Genomic DNA, 21,204 nt, shown 5'->3' with positions numbered 1-21,204 from the left:
CAAAAATCGATCTGCCTTCCGTGCCTCCTCCCAGGATCGACATATCATATCCACGACATTGGTCAAACAACTTCTAAATGGATAATATGAATTCTGTAGAAAAGCCAAAATACATATGATAGGCGATGTCTCACGCAGTTTTGATGGCAGGAGGAAGCGATGTTTCGCGAGGCTGCAGCGCACATCCCTTCGGTTTTTTCAGAGTTTCTCCCTGGTGCTCGGTTTGATGATCGAAATGCATGGCAGAATGTCGCCGATGAATTGAAGGCGCATGTGCTGAAGGAGGCCGAAGCGGCATCCGGTCGCAGCTGGTCGGTGATCAGGGCCGAGGATTACCGGCAATTCTCGATCACGGGCAACAGGGCGGATTTCGAGGCGCTGTATTTCTCCCGCCGGAGGATGCTGAACGATCTCGTGCTCGGCGAACTGGCCGAGGGTAAGGGCCGCTTTCTGTCATCGATCGTCGATGGCGTCATGCTGATCTGCGAGGAAAGCGGCTGGCAGCTTCCGGCGCATAATTCCTACGAGCGCGGCGGCGTGCGCCATGCCCTGCCGAATGTCGAGCGCCCGGTCATCGATCTTTTCGCCGCCGAAACCGGCGCATTGCTCGCCACCGTGGCTGCTCTCCTTGGCGGGCCGCTGGATGAGGTCAGCCCCGTTGTCCGACGCCGCATCGAGCAGGAAGTGCGTGTTCGAATTCTCACGCCCTATCTCGGCACCCATTTCTGGTGGATGGGCAATGGCGCGGAGCGGATGAACAACTGGACGGCCTGGATCACCCAGAACGTTCTTCTCGCGACCTTCAGCCTCGATGCCGATGATCAATTGAAGCGCCGTGTCGTGGAAAAGGCGCTCGGCAGCCTCGATTGCTTCATCAAGGATTATGCCGAAGACGGCGCCTGCGAAGAGGGCGTGGTTTATTACCGGCACGCCGCCCTTTGCATGTTCGGCGCTATGACGATCCTCGACACGGTCGCGCCCGGCTGCATGTCAGCGCTGTGGGCTGAGCCCAAGATCCGCAACATGGCGGAATACATTCTCCATATGCACGTGGACGGCCGCTACTATTTCAATTTCGCCGATTCCGCTGCCGTTATCGACCCCTGCACGGCGCGCGAATATCTGTTCGGCAAGGCTGTCGGATCGGATGCGCTGGCGGCTTTTGCCGCAAGGGACCGTGCGGTGAGCAAGGCGCCGCATCTGCCGGAAGAATGGAACCTCTGGTATCGCGTTCAGGAACTGCTGACCAAGGTGCGACTGCCCGAAGCGGAGCAGCTTCCCGCCGCTGATGCCTCCTATCCCGGCATCGGTCTCCATATCGCTCGCGACGATCGCTTCGCGCTTGCGGTCAAGGGCGGAAACAACGGCGAAAGCCACAATCACAACGATGTCGGCAGCGTTACGCTCTACAAGAACGGCCAGCCGTTCCTGATCGATGTCGGTGTCGAGACCTATACGGCAAAAACCTTTTCATCCCGGCGTTACGAAATCTGGACGATGCAGTCGGCCTTCCACAACCTGCCGACATTCGGCGGCGTGATGCAGTCGGACGGCGCAGCCTTTGCCGCACGCGACATGAAGGCGGAATTTTCGGCCGAAGTTGCGGAGATCTCGCTCGATATCGCCGCTGCCTATCCGCAAGAGGCGAAGCTCCGCGCCTATCGCCGCAAGATTTCCCTTAATCGCGGCCGGGGCGTCGAGATCACGGATGTCCACGACGGAGACCTGCCTGCTGTCCTGTCGCTGATGGTTCGCGATGAGCCGGTCCTTCGCGGCGGTTCGGTTCATGTGGGTGAATTGGGGTCTATCGAGATCGAAGGGGGCGGCGAAGCCGAGATCGAGACGATCGAGATCGGCGATGCGCGCCTGGCGATTTCATGGCCTTCGAAAATTTATCGGCTGCGCATTCCGCTTGTCGGCAAGCAGCTGAAATTGCAGATCGTCTGAGGAGGACGGAATGGAACTGAGACTGAAGGTAATCGGCGCGGGCGGTGATGTCCGTTGCGAGACGACCAATACGGACGAGGCATTTCTCATTTTCCGTGGTGCTTACGAAGATGGTGACCAGGTCGTAGTCGAGGCCTCTGAAGCCGGGCATGTCGTGCTTGCTCTCGATGATGCGATGAGCCCGACGCTCGTCTACCTGAAAGGCGAGAGTTACGCGCTGACCGTTCCCTTCGAAATCCGCCGCGCGCCCTATTCGCCGCGCGCATTTTCGGGTGAACTGCATCGCCTGCATGTCCGCAAGGCTCGCCCGGAAGAAGCGGCGCAGCGCCGCAATCTCGCGCTCAATCCGTGGGACGACAAGGGCAATACAACGCTGTTTCCGCATGCGGAAGCAAATGTCCAGACCCGCGGCGAGACCCAGTTTGCCGCGCGAAATGCCATCGATGGCGAAAAGGCCAATGATGATCACGGCCGCTGGCCCTATACGAGTTGGGGCATCAACATGGACCCGGCGGCTGAATTGACGGTCGAGTTCGGCCGGCCCGTCACGGTCGATGAGATCGTGCTCTATCTGCGTGCCGATTTCCCGCATGATGCCTGGTGGCAAAATGCCAGCGTCACGCTCTCGAGCGGGCAGGTGTACAGCTTTCCTCTGGTGAAGACAGGCAATGCGCAGAGTTTCGGGATCGAAGCGCAGGAGGTCGAGTGGGTCAAGCTGCATAGCCTGATCAAGGCGGAGGATCCGTCGCCTTTCCCGGCGTTGACGCAGATCGAAATCTGGGGCCGCGACTGAATTGGTGCGGAGGCGTTGCCTGGGATTGAAAAAGGGCGCGGTTTGCCCCTTCTCCCCGCACGCGGGGAGAAGGACGAATGCCGCACCCGTCAATTACCCGTTGCTTGCTCGCGAGTTGCGCAACAGCTCGCGATAGCGGGCCTGGCTGCCTCGCAGGTGGTCGCGCATGGCGTTGCGTGCGGCCTCTTCATCACGATCGGAAATCGACATGACGATCGCCTCATGTTCCTTGTGGATCAGGCGGCGATAGGCAGTCTGTTCGGCAAAATCCGGATCCGGCAGCGGGCGTGATTGCGGAATGACGGCGGTGCCGTGAAACTCCAGATGCTGGCGAAACAGCGGATTGTTGGTTGCCTCGGCTATTGCGACGTGAAGCGCCAGATCGGCCTCGCGGATCGATTCATTTTCCTCGATACAGCGCAGAACCTGCCTGTGACATTCGAAGATCGCCTCCTCCTGCGCCGGCGAGCGACGCGCGGCGGCAAGGCCGGCTGCCTCGATTTCCAAAGGCGCGCGGACTTCAAGCACTTCGAGATCGGACGATACGCGTGCCTTGTCGACAGTGCGGGCCGGCGTCACCTGAAAAGCCGGGTCGAGCACGAAAATGCCGGCGCCCTGCCGGACCTCCACGATGCCATCCGATTTCAACGCGGCAACGGCTTCGCGAATAACCGTGCGGCTGACCTTGTGGGTTTCGGTCAGCTCCACTTCGCTCGGCAATTTCTGCCCGGGCGAATACTGGCCGCTCGAAATGGCGTGCCGCAGGCTTGCCCCCACTTTTGAAACCAGTGATCCCGGCCCCTTTTGCCGAACCTTGGTCTGGACCGTCACAGCTGTTCCTCGCGATGCTGCGGATAGGGCGAAGCGATTTCCGGCATATCCGCATGTTTCCTAAATAGGTATGACAAATTTCAATTATTATCAATCGCAGAAAGCTGATCTGCAAAGGTTTTGCGTCCAATTGACGCTTTTCTGTCGAGGGAAACGAAGGCTGGACGAGGGTAATTGTCTGCTGTATCTCTCGAAATCGAGCACATTCGTTTCAGTCATATGATGACATGTGCAGCAGCATTTCGGGAGGATGCAGGCGTCATGGCCATGAATGATATTTTCGATCAGCGTCGTTGTGAACTTGGGGAAGGCGCCTTCTGGCATCCGCAGCGTCAGCAGTTTTTCTGGTTCGATATCGTCAACAATCGGCTCTTAAGCCGGGAAGGCGACAAGCCGCTTGAATGGGCATTCGACGAAAACGTGTCGGCCGCCGGATGGCTTTCCACCGATGAATTGCTGGTGGCGGGAGAGAGCGGCCTCTCGAGATTCGATCTTATCTCGGGAAAGCGCGAGCCAGTGGCTGTATTCCCGCATGATCCCACCTTACGTTCGAACGACGGCCGGGCAGACCCCTATGGCGGTTTCTGGATCGGCACGATGGGCAAACGCTCGGAACAGGAAGCCGGTGCGATCTGGCGCTACTGGCGCGGTGAGTTCCGCATTCTCTTCGATAGGATCAGCATCACCAATGCCATCTGCTTCGATGCGGAGCGCTCGCTTGCCTATTTCTCCGATACCCGCCTGAAAAAGATCTGGCGCGTCCGGCTGGACGGGCAGGGCTGGCCCTCGGGCGAACCGGAGTTGTTCGTCGACCTGACCGAGGCGGGTCTCAATCCCGATGGCGCAGTCATTGATGCCGCGGGTAACTTGTGGAGTGCCCAATGGGGCGCGCGCCGGGTTGCCTGTTACGCATGGGAGAGCGGGGAGGAAATCGCTGCCGAATATTTCGAGGCGACGCGCATATCCTGCCCGGCTTTCGGCGGTGCGGATATGCAGAGCCTTTTTGCCACTTCGGCCTGCCAGGGCATGGGTGCCGAGGCACGCGAGGCCGAACCGCTGGCCGGCGTGACCTTCGAGCGCAAACTCTCCGTCCGCGGAGTGAGCGAGCCGCAGGTAATCCTCGGCTGATCCCCGTTGCTCCGGCAGACTGAGCCCGATGCTGCAGGCATGAACAGGAAAATCGGATGAACCACGCAACGCACGCAGACCCAGATACGGACGAGGCGGTTCTGGAGCGCAAGGCCCGGCTGGAATTCATGACTTGGGAGCGCAAGCCGGCCGAAACCGACAGTGCCGGCCAGAGGGCGTTGAAGCAGAAGCTGGCGCGCTCCGCCAATGCGCGGATTGCCGACACGGCCTATATCGCCGAGGATGCGCGCATCTTCACCACGTCGCTCATCGTCGGCCACCGTTCGTGGATCGCGGCCCATGCGCTGGTTCGTGGAGATGTCGAGCTCGGCTTGAACTGCTCGGTCAATGCCTATGCCTGTATCTCGGGAAAGGTGCGTTGCGGCAATGGCGTTCGGATCGCCTCGCTGGTCTCGATCGTCGGCTTCAATCACGGTTTCGATGACCCGGATACGCCCATCAATGACCAGCCGCACGAAATCAAGGGCATCGTTATCGGCGACGACGTCTGGATCGGTGCCAATGCGGTCGTTCTCGATGGCGTGACGATCGGCAGCGGAGCGGTGATTGCGGCGGGTGCTGTCGTCAACAAGGATGTGCCGCGGCTGGCGATCGTGGCCGGTGTGCCGGCAAAGCTCATCCGCCGCCGCGGGGAAAAGCCGATGGCTGCAAAGTCCCGCCGGGGCGAAGTGGAAAAAGCGCTTCGTTCGATCAGCGATATGGCGGAAAGCCAGTGGCGGGATGTCTTGGGCCATTATCGCCGCCCCGAAGGTTATGTCTCACCGGATGCCGGTGGTGTCGCCCGCGAGAGCGCCCGGCATCAATGCGATGCAATCGAGATCGCCGCGGGTTTCGGCGCGCCGCCTTCCGGGGATGAGGCGAAAGCAATCATCGATCGCCTGCAAGCGATGCAGGACGCGAAGACGGGGCTGTTTCCCGATCCCTTCACCCCGCCCGATCCGTCTCTGCCGGTTCTGGAGGATAATCTCTCCCTCTATAACGTGCTTGCCGCCGGTTACGCACTGGAGATCCTCGGGTCCAGACCGAAATACCGGATCGCCAGTGCGGAGATGGATGCGGTTTCTCTCTGCGACTGGCTGGATGCCCTGCCGTGGAAGAAGCGCGCCTGGCGTTGCGGCGATCGCATCGATGGCATCGCGACGGCGCTTTATTTCAATGCGCGCTATTTCGAAAGCGCTAGAGGGCAAGAGAGGGCGCGCGAAGTCCTGTTCGGATGGCTGGCAACCCATGTCGATCGCGCTACGGGCCTTTGGGGCAGCGCGACTGCGGAGCAGGGGCTTCTCCAGCCGATCAACGGTTTTTATCGCCTCACACGCGGAAGCTATGCGCAGTTCGGCTTGCCCGTTCCGCATCCGGATGCTGCGGTCAATTCGGTTCTCACCCATTACCGGAATTACGAGGGTTTTTCCGGCGATGGCTACACCGCCTGCAACCTGCTCGACACGATCCATCCGCTCTGGCTCTGCCTGAAACAGACGGATTTAAGGCGCGCTGAGGCGGAAGCCATTGCGGAAACCATCATCCTGCGCGCGCCGGAACGGTGGCAGGAGGGAACAGGTTTTGCCTTTGTGGATGGTCAGCAGGCCGGCCTGCAGGGCACCGAAATGTGGCTTTCGACCCTGCATCTCGCCGCCGACCTTCTAGGCCTCAAGGATCAATTCGCCTTCGTGCCGCAAGGCGTGCATCGCACCCGTGCTGCGGGACTGGGCATATAGCCCAGTCGGTGATCGATCCTCAATCAAGCATGACCATGTAGGACGCCACCTGTTCCTCGAAGAATTTCGAAAAGGAGGCGATGCGCGGCAGCAGGGCCTGGTAGGGCGGATAATAAAGCGTCAGCCAGAGTTCCGGCGGTGCCCAGCCCTGCAGTACATGAACGAGGCGACCTGTCCTCAAATGTTCGGCGATGTGGAAGCCGGGCAGCATCGCAACGCCGGCGCCATCGGCCGCCATGTCCGCGAGCACCTCGCCATTATTGGCGCTGAAGGCGCGGCCGGCCGGGATTGTCATGCTGGACCCGCCGTCCGAAAGCACCCAGTTCTCCCTCCTGCTCTCGCCGCTATAGGCAAGGCAATCGTCGGATGAAAGCTCGCTCGGGTGCTGCTTGTCGACGAACCGGCTGCCGGGGGCTGCAACCAGAATGCGCGGCACGACGCGGATCTTGCGCCAGATGGTGAACTTGTCGGAAGGCTGGGACGAAATGCGGATCGCCAGATCGTAATCGTCGTCGACGATGTTGACGAGACCATCCGAGAGCGAAATCTCGAAGCTCATCTTCGGATAGCGTTCCTTGAAACCCGAAAGGATCGGCGGCAGCACTGCCTTGCCGAACCATGTCGGCGCGCTGATCCGCAACCGTCCTTCATCGGCCTTGTGGGCGTTCATCACATCGCGGCGCGCACCCTCCAGCGCTTCGATCGCCAGCTGCACCTGTGCCGCAAAGATCGCGCCGTCGGTGGTCAGCGAAACCTGCCGCGTGGTGCGGACGAAAGCTGGACGCCGAGATCGGTCTCCAAGGCCGCGATGGCGCGCGTCACCGCCGCCGGCGTCATGTCGAGTTCACGGGCCACCTGGGCGAAATTGCGCTTTTCGGCGGCAAGCAGAAAGATCCTGAGGGCTTTGTAATCGTTCATCTGATTATTTCAAAAATTGCAACTCAATCGAAAACAATATTGCAATTCCGCAAGCTGATCAATCGGCCTAAATCTCTGTCCACGAACACAGACAAACGCCGAGAAAGAAAGGCACTCAGATGATCAAGGATATCAAGGGACTGCACCACGTCACGTCTATGGCGTCGGATGCCCGTCAGAACAACCGCTTCTTCACAGAAACACTCGGCCTGCGCCGGGTCAAGCAGACCGTCAATTTCGACGATCCGAGCGTCTACCATCTCTATTACGGTGACGAAAATGGCTCTGCCGGCACCGTCATGACCTATTTCCCCTTCCAGCACATGATGCTCGGCCGCCCGGGCGTAGGTGAAGTCGGTGAAACCCAGTTTTCGATCCCCAAGGGCGGATTGAAGTTCTGGCAGGATCGCTTTGCGGCACAGGGCGTCGATGGGCTCGAAACCGATACCGTCTTCGGTGCCAACCGCTTGCGCTTCATGGGGCCGGATGGCGATGCGCTGGCGCTGATCGAATCTGCCGATGACAGCCGCAAGCCCTGGCTTGCGGAAGGAATACCCGACGATGCGGCGATCCGCGGTTTTGCCGGTGCACGCTTCAACCTGCACGACACGGCGGCGACGGAAGAACTGATCGGCTTCATGGGCTATCAGCGCGCCGAAACGGAAGGTGATGTCACCCGCTTCATCATCCCCGGCGGCAATGGCGCGGATACGATCGATCTGGTTTCCCTGCCGAAAACGCCCTTTGCCCGTCAGGGTGCGGGCTCCGTCCATCACATCGCCTTTGCCGTCGATAACCGCGAAAAGCAGCTCGAGGTGAGAAAGGCTCTGATGGATACCGGCTATCAGGTAACCCCGGTCATCAACCGCGACTATTTCTGGGCGATCTACTTCCGCACGCCGGGCGGTGTGCTGTTCGAAATCGCCACGAACGAGCCCGGCTTCAACCGTGACGAGGATACCGCGCATCTCGGCGAAGTGCTGAAACTGCCCACTCAGTACGAGCCCTTCCGCGACCGGATCGAAGCCAATCTCGAGCCGCTGGCAGCCTGATGGCAGAATAGAAAATCAAAACGCCGCGTGTCCCAGTGACCGCGGCGTTTCAATGTTGGTGCCGGGAGCGTCCGTAGCGCTTGGCGATATGGGCGTTGAACGCCAGCGCCACATGCACAAGCAGCCGGTCGCGCACATCGTCTGCCATATCGAAAAGCGGCATCAGGGCCGCGCCGATATTCTGCACCGTCCGATCTTCGATCCCGCGACAGATCACCAGATCCTCGACCCGCGGCTCCCCCGCCTCGTCGGCAAGTTCCGCCAGATGCTGGCACGGAATATGGAAGACCAGCGCTTCGAAACCGCCACGGATTGCAATACCTGCCCCCTGTTTCAGGCTGATCAGGCAGATGGAGCCTTTCGGATAAGATTTGATCGGTGCCGCTGGCCTGTCCGGCCAGATATCGCGATGCTCGACATCGGTGAGATAAAGCACCACGAGAAATGCATCGTCAGCCGGCAGGATGACCGGCCGGTCATCATCCTCGTAATTGCGCCAGAGATGGGTGATGGAAAGTTCCGCCCGCCGCAGCGGTCTCGTCATCATCAATCGGGCATTGTCCGTCCCGAAATAGTCCGCAATCTTCTCGCCTACCGGCAATGCCTCACTCACATGCGTCTCGCTTGTTCCCGTATCGGCAGCTTATTGCCGTTTTCGGCGGGTATTGAGAAAAGTTGCAGGACCCTGTTCGCCATTTCGACTTAAGCGCTATGGCGAAATCAATCATAATCGACAATCATGTTCGGTATAGAACAGAATAGACACAATCTCGCAGCCATGGCATCAAATTGCATATCACGCATAAACGGTTGAAAGAGAAAGTAGTGCGCCTTGCTCCGTAAATCCACTAGCGGGACGAAATCTTCTGCCGGCCAGAAAACCGACAGTTTCGGATGCCCTTTCGACAAACTCTACAAGGACCAGTTCCTGCAAGGGGCGGATATCTCGTTCTTTCGCAAGGGAACGCGTGAGGACAGGATCGAGCAGGTCGTAACACCCGCCAGCGATCGCGGCTTTGCCATCGGCATATCCACGCTTGCCGGCCACACGCGCCGGATTTTCCACGAGCATCATTCGACAACCCATGCGTTCGAGGAAAACTCGCTCTACATCCGCAATCTTGCCGAACCCTACAAGGCCGATCTCATCGGGGCATTCGACACGCTCCTGCTAGAAATTTCCCCGGCGTCGCTGGCCAGGATCGCGCAAGAAACAGATTTTTCCGGCGTCACGATGCTGGAGGCTGAAACCGCGTCTATCGATCCGGTACTCGCCAATCTCGTGCGCGCGCTCATCCCGGCGCTGGAGCGTCCCGAAGAGGCAAGCAGGCTGTTTGTCGATCAACTGGCAGCGGCGATCGGCACGCATCTGGTCCAGCGTTACGGCAGCAAGACCCCGGCATCCTCACTGCGATCGAGGAAACTCTCGCGCTCACATGAGGCGCTGGCGAAGAACCTTCTGCTCGAAAACCTCGATGGAGACATATCCATTCTGGATGTCTCGCGCGCCTGCAATCTCTCGCGCGGCTATTTTATCCGCGCTTTTCGCGAAACCACCGGCGTGACGCCCTATCAATGGCTGCTCAATGAGCGGATAATGCGCGCACGCGAACTGCTGAAAGGCTCTGAAGCCCCGCTTTCCGAAGTGGCGATTGCCTGCGGTTTTGCGGACCAGAGCCATTTTACCCGCGTTTTCACCAATGTCGTGGGAACCACGCCGGGTCATTGGCGGCGCAACGCCTGAGCGGATTGCCGCCGGTTTCTTCGCCGTGATCTGCCGGCCCAAAGGCCCGCGGTCCCGTATTCATTTTTGCTATTTGCCAAACTAACGTTCCTTACGTTCAAACCGCAGGACTTTAAGACAAGACCCCTGGCGGTAATTCAGCAATTTTCCGCAGTGCGACCGAATGAGTGTTTGGCCAAGGCCAACGATGCGAGCTGTAGAGAAGGCAAAACTACATTGTTTCAAAAAACGCAATTCATTCGCAATTAATATTGCACTTCCGTGAATTTCAAAATCGCTTTAGGTTCCTTGTCAGCAGCCAAGACGAAAGAGTGAACGGAGCGGCAAAGCCTGAAAGGCTCCGAAAACTTGAGAACTTCCTGAAACGAGCGCCGACACCCCGGCGTCCGGCGGGGTGCTGCTGCCAAGTCAAAACCTGCCGCATCAGCGGTTCAACAAACGCCAAGAGGAACCTGAAATGTCCAAGCTCGAAGTCCTGACCCCGAAGAACAGCCAGCTTATCTTCATCGACCAGCAGCCGCAGATGGCTTTCGGCGTCCAGTCCATGGACCGCCAGGTGCTGAAGAACAACGTCGTCGGCCTCGCCAAGGCGGCAAAAATCTTCAACGTGCCGACCACGATCACCACGGTCGAGACCCTTTCCTTCTCCGGCCATACGTTCCCGGAACTGCTGTCGGTCTTCCCTGAAAACGATATCCTCGAGCGTACCTCGATGAACTCCTGGGACGACCAGAACGTTCGCGATGCACTCGACAAGAATGCAGCGAATGGCGCCAAGAAGATCGTCGTTTCGGGCCTGTGGACCGAAGTCTGCAACACGACCTTCGCGCTCTCTGCAATGAACGACCGCTCCAACTTCGAAATCTACATGGTGGCAGACGCCTCCGGCGGCACCACGTCCGACGCCCACAAATACGCGATGGACCGCATGGTTCAGGCGGGCGTCATCCCGGTCACCTGGCAGCAGGTCCTGCTCGAATGGCAGCGCGACTGGGCACACCGCGAAACCTATGATGCCGTGACCTCGCTCGCCAAGGAACATTCCGGCGCCTACGGCATGGGCATCGATTACGCCTACACCATGGTTCACGACGCCGCCGAGCGCGTCACCCACGGCAAGCGCATCGGCCCGAACCCTGCCAACAAGTAAGGCCTGATGAGACCGCTCCGATAGCCCCTGATCGGAGCGGTTTTCTGTCACCGAGGAGGTTTCCCCATGAAAGTCTATCTTCTGTCTCTCGGCGCCGGTCTGCTGGTCGGCATCGTCTATAGCCTGCTCAATGTCCGCTCGCCCGCTCCGCCGGTCATCGCTCTGGTCGGCCTGCTCGGCATTCTCGTCGGCGAACAGATTATCCCGCTGGCAAAGACCCTGTGGGCCAAGGAGCATGCGGCGATCTCGTGGATACACCAGATCAAGCCGCACATGTTCGGCCATATGCCCAAGGGCAATGAGCGCACTGCCGATCTCGCCGATAGCCGGATCTCCTCGACAAAGGAGCAAGGTTGATGCCGACGCGCCGGACCCTTCTCGGCGCGGCGTCCAGCCTCGCCTTTCCTTCGCTTTTCTCGTCGGCCCGCGCTGCCGATCCCGTCAAAATCGGAACCGATTCAATGCATCCCGACACCATTCTCCATAACGGCCGCGTCACCACGCTCGACCGCAGCAATCCCAACGCCACGGCGATCGCCATCAAGGATGGCCTGTTCCAGGAAGTCGGCACCGATGCCGAGATCATGGCGCTTGCCGGACCGGATACGAAAATTGTCAACCTCAAGGGCAAGCGGGTCCTGCCGGGCCTGATCGACAACCACACCCACGTCGTGCGCGGCGGCCTCAACTACAATATGGAACTGCGCTGGGATGGTGTCCGTTCGCTGGCCGATGCGATGGACATGCTCAAGCGCCAGGTCGCAATCACGCCGGCACCGCAATGGGTGCGCGTCGTCGGCGGCTTTACCGAACACCAGTTTGCCGAAAAGCGCCTGCCGACCATCGAGGAAATCAATGCGATCGCCCCCGATACGCCGGTCTTCCTGCTGCATCTCTATGACCGTGCGCTGCTGAATGGCGCTGCTCTCCGCGCCGTCGGCTATACCCGCGATACGCCGAACCCGCATGGTGGCGAGATCACCCGCGATGCCAACGGCAACCCGACCGGCATGCTGCTCGCCAAGCCGAATGCCGGCATCCTTTATTCGACGCTGGCCAAGGGTCCGAAACTGCCCTTCGATTATCAGGTCAATTCCACCCGACACTTCATGCGCGAACTCAATCGCCTCGGCATTACCGGCGTCATCGATGCCGGCGGTGGCAACCAGAATTATCCAGATGACTACGAGGTCATCCAGAAGCTTTCGGATGAGAACCAGCTCACCGTCCGGCTTGCCTACAATCTCTTCACCCAGAAGCCAAAGGAAGAGAAGGAAGACTTTCTCAACTGGACGCAGTCGGTCAAATACAAGCAGGGCAACGATTATTTCCGCCACAACGGCGCCGGCGAAATGCTCGTCTTCTCCGCTGCCGATTTCGAGGATTTCCGCCAGCCGCGTCCGGAAATGGGTCCGGAAATGGAAGGCGAGCTTGAAGAGGTCGTGCGGGTTCTGGCCGAAAACCGCTGGCCCTGGCGCATGCACGCCACCTATGACGAGACCATCTCGCGCTCTCTCGATGTGTTCGAAAAGGTCGGCAAGGATATCCCCCTCGAAGGCCTCAACTGGTTTTTCGACCATGCCGAGACCATCTCGGAACGCTCGATCGACCGTATCGCGGCGCTTGGCGGCGGTATAGCCACTCAGCATCGCATGGCCTATCAGGGCGAATATTTCGTCGAGCGTTACGGCCACGGCGTTGCTGAAGCCACGCCACCGATCCGCCGCATGCTCGAAAAGGGCGTCAACGTCTCGGCCGGCACCGATGCCACCCGCGTTGCCTCTTACAATCCGTGGGTGTCGCTGTCCTGGATGGTGACCGGCAAGACGGTCGGCGGCATGCAGCTTTATCCGCGCGCCAATTGCCTCGACCGCGAAACCGCGCTTCGCATGTGGACCGAAAAGGTCACATGGTTCTCCAATGAGGAGGGCAAGAAGGGCCGGATCGAAAAGGGCCAGTTCGCAGATCTCGTCGTACCGGACAAGGACTTCTTCGCCTGCGCCGAGGACGAAATCTCGTTCCTGACCTCTGACCTCACCATGGTCGGCGGCAAGATCGTCTACGGTGCCGGTGATTTTGCAGCACTCGACGAAAGCAACATTCCGCCCGCCATGCCGGACTGGTCGCCGGTGCGCAAGTTCGGCGGTTACGCCGCCTGGGGCGAGCCGGAAGGCGCCGGCGCCCGCTCGCTGCGTCGCACGGCGATCTCGACATGCGGCTGCGCCAGCGATTGCGGCGTCCACGGCCACGACCACGCCAGCGCCTGGACCTCGAAACTGCCGATCGCCGACATGAAGGGCTTCTTCGGCGCGCTCGGATGCTCCTGCTGGGCGGTGTGAGGCCGGGGCATGCCGGCTGTCGGATAAGAAGCAAGCTCCCCTCTGGCCTGCCGGCCATCTCCCCCACAAGGGGGGAGAAAACCAACCGCAAACGCCTGCCTCGATTGAGCTTAGGCGGATCAGGTGGGTTAAGCCCTCCCCCTTGTGGGGAGGGTGGGGAGGGGTTTCCCCGCTGAACTGGGCGTGAAGCCGTTACACGCCCCGCTTGTTGCCCCAGAGCAGGACGTGAAGCTGCGGCAGCACGGTTGCGGAGAACCAGCGATCTTCCGTCACCTTGTCGACCAGCCACAGCATGCGGTCCATGATGCCGTCGAGGTCGATGCGGGCATCGTCGTCTTCCGGCGGTGGAGGCGTGTGGTTGCCGGGCTGGAGGTAGACGGGCAGTTCCGGAAAGCGCAGCGATGCCTCGCGGGCAAACGCATAATCGGCATCGTCGAAGATGACGAATTTGAGTGCGATGCGCGGTGCTTTTCCCGCCGCCTCGAGACAGTCGGCCAAAGCGTCCCAATCCGTCTCCATGCCGCTCGATGGTGGCTTCGGCGAGAGGACGAGCACGTCAAGATCCGCAAACCAGTCGCGGGCGATGCTGCCCTGGGTCTCGATGGCAAAACGGTAGCCATCGTTCTTGCCGCGGCGGATCAAAGGTTTCAGCGGCTGAATGGCCGGATTGCCGCCTGACAGCGAGACCATCAGCGGCCTGCCGCCGGAAAGGTCGCGGACCTCCTGCCAGATTGCCTCGGCATCCATCGGCGTCCAGTCGTGGCGATAGGCGCTGTCGACCGCATGCAGCGTATCGCACCAGGAACAGCGATAATCGCAGCCGCCGGTGCGGACAAAAACGGTCGGCTGGCCGATCAACATGCCTTCGCCCTGAATGGTCGGACCGAAGATCTCGCTGATGCGGATTGTTTCTGCGGAAGCGGTCATGGCCGGTACTCTGCCCAGGTCTTGGGCGTTTCGCTGACCTTGACTGCGGAGGTTTCCGGCAGGCGCTGTTTGCACCAGTCATAAAAATGCTTCGCCAGATATTCCGAGGTCACCTTGTCGTGGCCCAGAACCTCGTTCAGGTGACGGTGGTCGAATTCTTCATCGATATAGCGCTTCAGCGGCGCCAGTTCGTGATAATCGCGAACGAAACCGTCACTGTTCAGGTCGGCTGAGGCAAGTTCGACCACGACGATATAATTGTGGCCGTGCAGGCGTGCGCATTGATGGTCTGCCGGAAGATGCAGGAGCTGATGCGAAGCCGAAAAGTGGAATTCCTTGGTGATGCGATACATCAGCGGACCTCTTCTGCCTTAAAACCCTCGGTCGCGGCTTTCCAGAAATCCGGGTCTTCGTAGTCGGTCGGGTCAGCAACGCCCGCGAGGTGGAAGGCTTCGCGGCGTTCGACACAGGTGCCGCAGCGGCCGCAATGGCGCTCACCGCCCTTGTAGCAGGACCATGTCTCGACGAAGGGCGTGCCGTGCTTGGCACCATCGGTGACGATGTCGGCCTTCGAGCCGGTAACATAAGGCGCGAGCAGTTTCACCGAAGCATGGCCGTCCAGTGCATGGCGCTGCATCGTATCAAAGCTGTCGATGAAGCCGGGGCGGCAGTCGGGATAGATGAAATGGTCGCCGCCATGCACGGCGATCGCTACCGCATCGGCCTGACGGGCCGCCGCCACGCCAAAAGCAATCGTCAGCATGATGGCGTTGCGGTTTGGCACGACGGTGATGCGCATCGTCTCTTCGGCATAATGGCCGTCGGGAACGTCGACATCATCGGTCAGCGCCGAGCCGGTGAGTTGGCTGCCTATCGAACGCATGTCGATGATCTGGTGGAAAACGCCGAGGCGTTCCGCTGCCGCGGCGGCAAATTCCAGCTCCTTCCTGTGGCGCTGGCCATAGTCGAAGGAAATGAGGCCCATGAGTTCGCCCTTGGCGGCGATGTTATGGGCAAGCGAAACGGAATCCAGTCCGCCGGAGCAGACGACGATAGTCTTCATAATTGGTGTCCTTGTTTTATCCGGGTAGGCTGCGACCGGTCTTGAAGTGCCTTCTAGACTACCTTCCTGCGCTTGTGAATGGTGCTGCGGTTGAATAGGATTGCCGCGATTTTAAGCAATTCATAAGGGAGGCTCTCATGAGCTTGGGTGGTTTCGATATTTTCGTCATCGTTGTGGTGATCCTGGCGATCCTGCTCCTCTTCGCATTGGTGAAGACGGTACCGCAGGGTTATGCCTACACGGTCGAGCGTTTCGGCCGTTACACGCGCACGCTTCAGCCGGGTCTGAACATCCTCACACCGTTCATCGAGCGTATCGGCGCGAAGATGAATGTGATGGAACAGGTGCTCGACATTCCGACCCAGGAAGTCATCACCAAGGACAATGCCAGCGTGGCTGCCGATGCAGTCGCGTTTTTCCAGGTGCTGAACCCGGCGCAGGCGGCCTATCAGATCGCCAATCTGGAAAACGCCATCCAGAACATCACGATGACCAATATCCGCTCTGTCATGGGCTCGATGGACCTCGACGAGCTTCTGTCGAACCGTGATGTCATCAATGACAAGCTGCTGCGCGTGGTTGACGAAGCCGTGCATCCGTGGGGCATCAAGGTGACCCGTATCGAGATCAAGGATATCCAGCCGCCGAAGGACCTCGTCGAATCCATGGCGCGGCAGATGAAGGCCGAGCGCGAAAAGCGTGCGCTGGTGCTGGAAGCCGAAGGTGCGCGTAATGCACAGATCCTGCGTGCCGAGGGTGCCAAGCAGGCGGCAGTTCTGCAGGCCGAAGGCGAGCGCGAAGCAGCGTTCCGCGAGGCAGAAGCACGCGAACGTCTGGCCGAAGCCGAAGCGAGGGCAACCCAGTTTGTCTCGGAGGCCATCGCGGCCGGTGACGTGCAGGCGATCAACTACTTCGTAGCGCAGAAATATACAGAGGCGCTGGTCGAGATCGGCAAGGCCAACAATTCCAAGATCGTGCTGATGCCGCTTGAAGCCACGTCGCTGATCGGTTCGCTCGGCGGTATCGGGGCGATTGCCAAGGAAGTGTTCGGCGATGGCAATGGCCCGGCACCGTCCGGCCCGCGTCCGCAGCCGCCGCGTCCGGCTCGCAGCACGCCAACGGTGACCGCCGTGGTCCCGCCATTCACCCCGCCGACCTCCGAGAGGTGATGTGATGGTGGTCGAACTCTGGAACAGTTTTGGCCCTTGGGGCTGGTGGATTATCGGTCTCGTGCTTTTGGTGCTGGAACTGCTGGTTCCCGGCGTGTTTCTGATCTGGATCGGCGCCGCGGCCGTGGTGCTGGGGGCGCTGTCGGTGGCACTCTGGGATGCCGCCTTCTGGGGCTGGCATATTCAGCTTTTGCTGTTTGCGGTTCTGTCGGTCCTGTTCGCTGTCATCGGCCGGCGGATCTATAACGGCAAGCGCACGATAAGCGACGAGCCGACCCTCAACCGTCGAGGCGAAAGCCTTGTCGGGCGCACGGCGACGCTTTCCGAACCCATCCAGGAGGGGCGGGGGCGGATCAGGCTCGATGATACGATGTGGTCGGTGATGGGGCCGGACCTGTCGGTCGGATCACGTGTGCGGGTCGTCGCTTCAAGTGGGCGCGACCTGACGGTGGAGCCGGTGGTTAGGTAGCCTCCTCTCTACCCTCATCCCTGTGCTCTCGGGCTTCGCCCACGGTATGTCACAGGGATCCAGCGGCCCAAGTCCTTGGGCCGGAAGAGTCCTTTCACGGCGCAGACGCGCCGTGGCTGGATTCCTGTGACAAGCACAGGAATGAGGGGCGTATGCGGCCGAGGGTCTCCCCGGCCGTTTGTCGTTTGAGCCTCAGCCCAGTTCCTTATCCAGCGCTTCCAGTTCATCGATCAGGCCTTCGATCATCGACAGGCCCTTGGACCAGAATGTCGGATCGGTGGCGTCGAGGCCGAAGGGTTTCAGCAGTTCGGAATGGTGCTTGGTGCCGCCGGCCTTCAAAAGTTCGAAATACTTGTCCTGAAAGCCCGGAGCAGCATTCTGGTAGACCGCGTAGAGCGAGTTCACCAGGCAGTCGCCGAAGGCATAGGCATAGACATAGAAGGGCGAGTGGATGAAATGGGGGATGTAGGTCCACCAGCTTTCATACCCCTCCGAAATCCTGATCGCCGGGCCGAGGCTTTCGCCTTGCACCGACAGCCACAGTTCGCCGATCTGCTCCGATGTCAGCTCGCCCTCTTTGCGGGCCGTGTGGACCTTTCGTTCGAACTGGTAGAAGGCGATCTGGCGCACGACCGTGTTGATCATGTCTTCGACCTTCTGGGCGAGCATCGCCTTGCGTTCGCGTTTGTCCTTCGTCTTTTCCAGAAGCGTGCGGAAGGTCAGCATTTCGCCGAAAACGGAGGCGGTTTCGGCAAGCGTCAGCGGCGTCTGGCACATCAGCGCGCCCTGTCCGGCAGCGAGAACCTGATGCACGCCATGGCCGAGTTCGTGGGCGAGCGTCATCACGTCTCGCGGTTTGCCGAGATAGTTGACCAGAACGTAAGGATGCGCGGACGGAACGACCGGATGGGCAAACGCGCCCGGTGCCTTGCCGGCGCGTGCCGGTGCGTCGATCCATTCCTCATCGAAGAAACGACCGGCGATCTGCGCCATCTCGGGTGCGAAGGCACCGTAGGCCGAAAGCACGGTTTCCTTTGCGATCTCCCACGGAATGACGGCTTTCGGGGTTTCCGGCAGAGGTGCGTTGCGGTCCCAGTAGTTCAACTGGTCCATGCCGAGCCACTTGGCCTTCATCGCATAATAGCGGTGCGACAGGCGCGGATAGGCATCCTGAACGGCGGCGGCCAGTGCGTCGACTACTTCGCGCTCGACGCGGTTGGCAAGGTGCCGGCTGTCGGCGATATCCTCGAAGCCGCGCCAGCGGTTGGAAATATCCTTGTCCTTGGCGAGTGTGTTGGTGATCAGCGTGAAGACGCGCAGGTTCTCGCCAAATGTTTTCGACAGCGCAGCCGCTGCCTTGGCGCGGATGGCGGGGTCGGCCTCCTGCAGCATGTTCAGCGTTACTTCGAGCGGCTGTTCCTCTCCGTCGATGTCGAAGCGCAGCTCTGCCATGGTCTCATCGAACAGGCGGTTGAAGGCAGAAGCGGATGTCATCGACTTTTCGAGGAACAGCTGTTCCAGCTTGTCGTCTAGCTGGAAGGGTTTGTCCTTGCGCAGATCGACGATCCAGGGGCGATAGTGACCGGCCGCCGGATCGCGATCCATGCAGGCGTCCATCACCGCATCATCGATGCGGTTGAGTTCCAGCGCGAAGAACAGAAGGTGCGACGAAATATCGGTGAGTTTCGCCTGAGCATCGCCGAAAAATTTTCCGTTGGCCGGGTCCGATGTGTCGGAAAAGTAGGTAAGGCCGGCGAAGGAGCCGATCTTGCCGAGAAGGTCGTCGAGCGCCTCATATTCCTTCAAGGCTTCACCGATGCCGCCGGCACCGGTCTTCGTGGCGGCCTCGGCCAGCTTGCCCTTCCACTTCTTTTCAAAGGCGAGGGCGTCTGTCTCGGATTGCTTCAGGTCGGCCGTGAAAGCCGGCGCATCCTTGGCGGCGTAGAGGTCGGAGAGCTTCCAGACGGGCAGGAGACCAAGTGCTGGATCCGTTGCGCCGCCGCTAGCAGTCGGTGCGGCATGTGCGATATCAGGCGGCGCGATGCGATTTTTCATGGTCTTTCCTTCCCTTAACCGGGTACTCGAATGGGTGTCAGATGGGTAGCATTTCGACCCATCTGCCGCCACCCGTCCGTTTTCCGTTCAGACTGTTAAAATGTGAGCTTTTCTCAAAAGGGGATGTTCAAGCCTATCTGGCACAACTTCCAGCATAAGAGCCCGCAAAGGGTGCACGATGAACGTTGCCGGGAGTTCACAAATGTCTGCTCATATCCTTGTCGTCGATGACGATCCCATTCAGCGCCGCCTTCTGAAGAATGCAGTCGAGCGGCAAGGTTATGTCGCGCATCTGGCCGAAAACGGAAAGGTCGCACTCGATTTTCTCAGCCGCACCAGCGGTGACGTGAATGTCATCGTGCTCGATCTGATGATGCCGGAAATGGACGGGCTGACCTTCCTCGCCGCATTGCGCGAGATGGGCGTCCAGACCCCGGTCATCGTGCAGACCGGACAGGGCAGCATCGAATATGTCGTTCAGGCGATGCGGGCCGGAGCCTTCGATTTCGTCGTCAAGCCGGTCTCGCCCGAGCGGATCGCCACATCCATCGCCAATGCATTGAAGCTCGATTATCGCGAAGGCAAGGCCAAGGTCGGCCGTCGTCGCGCTGGTGTCGTCGGCTTCAACGATATCGTATCGGCAAGCCCGGACATGCTGCGGGTCATCGATCTGGCGCAGCGTGCGGCGCATTCGAACATCCCGGTCGTGCTCGAGGGTGAATCCGGCGTCGGCAAGGAAATGATCGCGCGCGCCATCCAGTCGGGCAGCGATCGGGCCGGCAAGCCGTTCATCACCGTCAACTGTGGGGCGATCCCGGCCAATCTGGTCGAGAGCATTCTCTTCGGTCACGAAAAAGGTGCGTTTACCGGAGCGACAGAGCGTCACACCGGTAAGTTCGTCGAGGCCGATGGCGGCACGCTTTTCCTGGACGAAATCGGTGATCTGCCGCTCGAAGTTCAGGTGAAACTTTTGCGCGCCGTGCAGTCGGGCGAGATCGAAACGGTCGGTGCCGGCCGGGTTCACAAGGTCAATGTGCGGCTGATTTCGGCCACCAACAAGGACCTGATCGAAGAGGTTCGCGCCGGTCGTTTCCGCGAAGATCTCTACTATCGCCTCAACGTTTTCCCGATCACCATTCCGGCTCTGCGCCGCCGCAAGGAAGACATTCCGCACCTCGTGCGCGTCTTTGCCGAGCGTTTTTCGCTGGAGCAGAAGCTGCCGCAGAACCTTGGTGTCAGCGCCGGTGCATTGGCTCTGCTGACGGCTTACGACTGGCCGGGTAATATCCGCCAGCTCGAAAACGCCATCTTCCGCGCCATCGTGCTTGCGGAAGGTGACGAGCTGACAGAGCTTGATTTCCCGCAGATTGCGGCCCAGGTGCCGGAGTTCCGCACGGCCGAGTTGGCCGCCACGGCTACTGCGTCGACGCCTGCTCCTTCATCGGTGGTACGCCCTATCACGGAAGATCTCGGTTTCCCGCAGCCGATGCTGCCGCCGCGTTCGACACGACCGGATCCGCGCGCTCTGCTGGCTGCTGCCTATCCGGCGTCGGACAACGTGATCGTGAGCACCGACGACACCGGCGAGGTGAGAAAACTTGCCGATGTGGAAGAGGAACTGATTCGCTTTGCGCTGAAGTTCTACCGTGGCCAGATGAGCCAGGTTGCCCGCAAGCTCGGCATCGGTCGCTCGACGCTTTACCGCAAATTGAAGGATTACGGTATCGATCCGGATGATCCGCTCAAGGAAGCCGCTTGATTAGAGAGTGTTAATTTTCAGGCAAGGAAGCGATGGCAATTTCTGTCAATCTCTCTTTAGCACATCATTGACTATACGAGAGATGCTTGTACATGTGTGGCAGATTTGCCATCGTGTGACCGCA

General features: G+C 59.9%; 18 protein-coding genes and 1 pseudogene. 12 read left to right on the top strand and 7 right to left on the bottom strand.

Annotated elements, in window-relative coordinates; genetic code table 11:
• Positions 1-159: 159 nt before the first annotated feature.
• Both JNB91_RS26280 and JNB91_RS26275 read left to right on the top strand, forming a co-directional pair.
• Positions 160-1,947 carry a heparinase II/III domain-containing protein gene (locus JNB91_RS26280; RefSeq protein WP_220328438.1) on the top strand — a complete coding sequence of 596 codons (1,788 nt, stop codon included), beginning with the start codon at positions 160-162 and terminating at the stop codon, positions 1,945-1,947.
• A gap of 10 nt (positions 1,948-1,957) precedes the next feature.
• Entirely contained in the window at positions 1,958-2,740 is a 783-nt protein-coding gene (locus JNB91_RS26275; RefSeq protein ID WP_220328437.1) for a carbohydrate-binding protein, read from the top strand.
• Between the two features lie 93 nt (positions 2,741-2,833).
• Here JNB91_RS26275 and JNB91_RS26270 read toward each other — a convergent pair whose 3' ends face one another.
• On the bottom strand, positions 2,834-3,571 hold the full coding sequence (locus JNB91_RS26270) for a FadR/GntR family transcriptional regulator (RefSeq protein WP_220328436.1): 738 nt from the start codon (positions 3,569-3,571) through the stop codon (positions 2,834-2,836).
• 261 nt (positions 3,572-3,832) lie between these two features.
• Between JNB91_RS26270 and JNB91_RS26265 the strand changes: the two genes are divergently transcribed.
• Together JNB91_RS26265 and JNB91_RS26260 are read left to right on the top strand one after the other, a co-directional pair.
• Positions 3,833-4,699 carry an SMP-30/gluconolactonase/LRE family protein gene (locus tag JNB91_RS26265; RefSeq protein WP_223218395.1) on the top strand — a complete coding sequence of 289 codons (867 nt, stop codon included), beginning with the start codon at positions 3,833-3,835 and terminating at the stop codon, positions 4,697-4,699.
• Positions 4,700-4,755: 56 nt separating this feature from the next.
• On the top strand, positions 4,756-6,435 hold the full coding sequence (locus JNB91_RS26260) for an acyltransferase (RefSeq protein WP_220328435.1): 1,680 nt from the start codon (positions 4,756-4,758) through the stop codon (positions 6,433-6,435).
• A gap of 19 nt (positions 6,436-6,454) precedes the next feature.
• Here JNB91_RS26260 and JNB91_RS26255 read toward each other — a convergent pair.
• A pseudogene (locus JNB91_RS26255) lies at positions 6,455-7,353 on the bottom strand (LysR substrate-binding domain-containing protein).
• A gap of 119 nt (positions 7,354-7,472) precedes the next feature.
• On the opposite strand from JNB91_RS26255, the gene JNB91_RS26250 reads away from it, so the two are divergent.
• Positions 7,473-8,405 (top strand): VOC family protein, encoded by a 933-nt coding sequence (locus JNB91_RS26250; RefSeq protein ID WP_220328434.1) that lies wholly within the window; start codon positions 7,473-7,475, stop codon positions 8,403-8,405.
• A gap of 49 nt (positions 8,406-8,454) precedes the next feature.
• Here the strand turns inward: JNB91_RS26250 and JNB91_RS26245 are convergent, their stop codons facing one another.
• Positions 8,455-9,018 (bottom strand): hypothetical protein, encoded by a 564-nt coding sequence (locus tag JNB91_RS26245; protein ID WP_220328433.1) that lies wholly within the window; start codon positions 9,016-9,018, stop codon positions 8,455-8,457.
• 219 nt (positions 9,019-9,237) lie between these two features.
• Here JNB91_RS26245 and JNB91_RS26240 point away from each other — a divergent pair, with 219 nt between their 5' ends.
• The 4 genes from JNB91_RS26240 (at position 9,238) to JNB91_RS26225 (ending at position 13,638) form a co-directional block, all read left to right on the top strand.
• Complete coding sequence (locus tag JNB91_RS26240; RefSeq protein WP_220328432.1) at positions 9,238-10,149, top strand: helix-turn-helix domain-containing protein; 912 nt, start codon at positions 9,238-9,240, stop codon at positions 10,147-10,149.
• Between the two features lie 457 nt (positions 10,150-10,606).
• On the top strand, positions 10,607-11,299 hold the full coding sequence (locus JNB91_RS26235) for a hydrolase (protein WP_220328431.1): 693 nt from the start codon (positions 10,607-10,609) through the stop codon (positions 11,297-11,299).
• 66 nt (positions 11,300-11,365) lie between these two features.
• Entirely contained in the window at positions 11,366-11,656 is a 291-nt protein-coding gene (locus JNB91_RS26230) for a XapX domain-containing protein (RefSeq protein WP_220328430.1), read from the top strand.
• Positions 11,656-13,638, top strand: coding sequence for an amidohydrolase (locus JNB91_RS26225; RefSeq protein WP_220328429.1), 1,983 nt, complete (start codon positions 11,656-11,658; stop codon positions 13,636-13,638). Before JNB91_RS26230 ends, JNB91_RS26225 begins: the two co-directional genes overlap by 1 nt.
• Before the next feature lie 192 nt (positions 13,639-13,830).
• On the opposite strand, the gene queE is transcribed toward JNB91_RS26225, so the two are convergent.
• Genes queE through queC form a run of 3 tightly spaced genes read right to left on the bottom strand, consistent with a single transcriptional unit; the run spans position 13,831 to position 15,628 of the window.
• Positions 13,831-14,565: a 7-carboxy-7-deazaguanine synthase QueE gene (gene queE / locus JNB91_RS26220; RefSeq protein ID WP_220328428.1), complete on the bottom strand. Its 735-nt coding sequence runs from the start codon at positions 14,563-14,565 to the stop codon at positions 13,831-13,833.
• Complete coding sequence (gene queD / locus JNB91_RS26215; protein WP_220328427.1) at positions 14,562-14,918, bottom strand: 6-carboxytetrahydropterin synthase QueD; 357 nt, start codon at positions 14,916-14,918, stop codon at positions 14,562-14,564. Before queD ends, queE begins: the two co-directional genes overlap by 4 nt.
• The gene (queC, locus tag JNB91_RS26210) at positions 14,918-15,628 is read right to left on the bottom strand and encodes a 7-cyano-7-deazaguanine synthase QueC (RefSeq protein ID WP_220328426.1); all 711 of its coding nucleotides are present in this window, start codon (positions 15,626-15,628) and stop codon (positions 14,918-14,920) included. Before queC ends, queD begins: the two co-directional genes overlap by 1 nt.
• A gap of 137 nt (positions 15,629-15,765) precedes the next feature.
• Between queC and JNB91_RS26205 the strand changes: the two genes are divergently transcribed.
• Positions 15,766-16,797, top strand: a complete 1,032-nt coding sequence (locus tag JNB91_RS26205; protein WP_220328425.1) for an SPFH domain-containing protein — start codon at positions 15,766-15,768, stop codon at positions 16,795-16,797.
• A 4-nt stretch (positions 16,798-16,801) separates the two neighbouring features.
• On the top strand, positions 16,802-17,266 hold the full coding sequence (locus JNB91_RS26200; protein WP_220328424.1) for an NfeD family protein: 465 nt from the start codon (positions 16,802-16,804) through the stop codon (positions 17,264-17,266).
• Positions 17,267-17,458: 192 nt separating this feature from the next.
• Here JNB91_RS26200 and JNB91_RS26195 read toward each other — a convergent pair whose 3' ends face one another.
• Positions 17,459-19,321: a M3 family oligoendopeptidase gene (locus JNB91_RS26195; RefSeq protein WP_222857638.1), complete on the bottom strand. Its 1,863-nt coding sequence runs from the start codon at positions 19,319-19,321 to the stop codon at positions 17,459-17,461.
• A gap of 178 nt (positions 19,322-19,499) precedes the next feature.
• Between JNB91_RS26195 and JNB91_RS26190 the strand changes: the two genes are divergently transcribed.
• Positions 19,500-21,080 (top strand): sigma-54-dependent transcriptional regulator, encoded by a 1,581-nt coding sequence (locus JNB91_RS26190; protein ID WP_430736366.1) that lies wholly within the window; start codon positions 19,500-19,502, stop codon positions 21,078-21,080.
• The last annotated feature ends 124 nt before the right edge of the window (positions 21,081-21,204 follow it).

It is taken from the genome of Aliirhizobium wenxiniae, from assembly GCF_019511445.1.
Taxonomy (GTDB): Bacteria; Pseudomonadota; Alphaproteobacteria; order Rhizobiales; family Rhizobiaceae; genus Neorhizobium; species Neorhizobium wenxiniae_A.
Note: the sequence above shows the minus strand (reverse complement) of the source record. Positions and strands in the feature narration are given on the sequence as shown.

What these genes read in the sequence shown, in the direction of transcription:
- JNB91_RS26280 (WP_220328438.1), top strand. Translation starts at nt 160, where the DNA reads ATGTTTCGCGAGGCTGCAGCGCACATCCCTTCGGTTTTTTCAGAGTTT.
- JNB91_RS26275 (WP_220328437.1), top strand. Translation starts at nt 1,958, where the DNA reads ATGGAACTGAGACTGAAGGTAATCGGCGCGGGCGGTGATGTCCGTTGC.
- JNB91_RS26265 (WP_223218395.1), top strand. Translation starts at nt 3,833, where the DNA reads ATGGCCATGAATGATATTTTCGATCAGCGTCGTTGTGAACTTGGGGAA.
- JNB91_RS26260 (WP_220328435.1), top strand. Translation starts at nt 4,756, where the DNA reads ATGAACCACGCAACGCACGCAGACCCAGATACGGACGAGGCGGTTCTG.
- JNB91_RS26250 (WP_220328434.1), top strand. Translation starts at nt 7,473, where the DNA reads ATGATCAAGGATATCAAGGGACTGCACCACGTCACGTCTATGGCGTCG.
- JNB91_RS26235 (WP_220328431.1), top strand. Translation starts at nt 10,607, where the DNA reads ATGTCCAAGCTCGAAGTCCTGACCCCGAAGAACAGCCAGCTTATCTTC.
- JNB91_RS26230 (WP_220328430.1), top strand. Translation starts at nt 11,366, where the DNA reads ATGAAAGTCTATCTTCTGTCTCTCGGCGCCGGTCTGCTGGTCGGCATC.
- JNB91_RS26225 (WP_220328429.1), top strand. Translation starts at nt 11,656, where the DNA reads ATGCCGACGCGCCGGACCCTTCTCGGCGCGGCGTCCAGCCTCGCCTTT.
- queE (WP_220328428.1), bottom strand. Translation starts at nt 14,565, where the DNA reads ATGACCGCTTCCGCAGAAACAATCCGCATCAGCGAGATCTTCGGTCCG.
- queD (WP_220328427.1), bottom strand. Translation starts at nt 14,918, where the DNA reads ATGTATCGCATCACCAAGGAATTCCACTTTTCGGCTTCGCATCAGCTC.
- queC (WP_220328426.1), bottom strand. Translation starts at nt 15,628, where the DNA reads ATGAAGACTATCGTCGTCTGCTCCGGCGGACTGGATTCCGTTTCGCTT.
- JNB91_RS26205 (WP_220328425.1), top strand. Translation starts at nt 15,766, where the DNA reads ATGAGCTTGGGTGGTTTCGATATTTTCGTCATCGTTGTGGTGATCCTG.
- JNB91_RS26200 (WP_220328424.1), top strand. Translation starts at nt 16,802, where the DNA reads ATGGTGGTCGAACTCTGGAACAGTTTTGGCCCTTGGGGCTGGTGGATT.
- JNB91_RS26195 (WP_222857638.1), bottom strand. Translation starts at nt 19,321, where the DNA reads ATGAAAAATCGCATCGCGCCGCCTGATATCGCACATGCCGCACCGACT.
- JNB91_RS26190 (WP_430736366.1), top strand. Translation starts at nt 19,500, where the DNA reads ATGAACGTTGCCGGGAGTTCACAAATGTCTGCTCATATCCTTGTCGTC.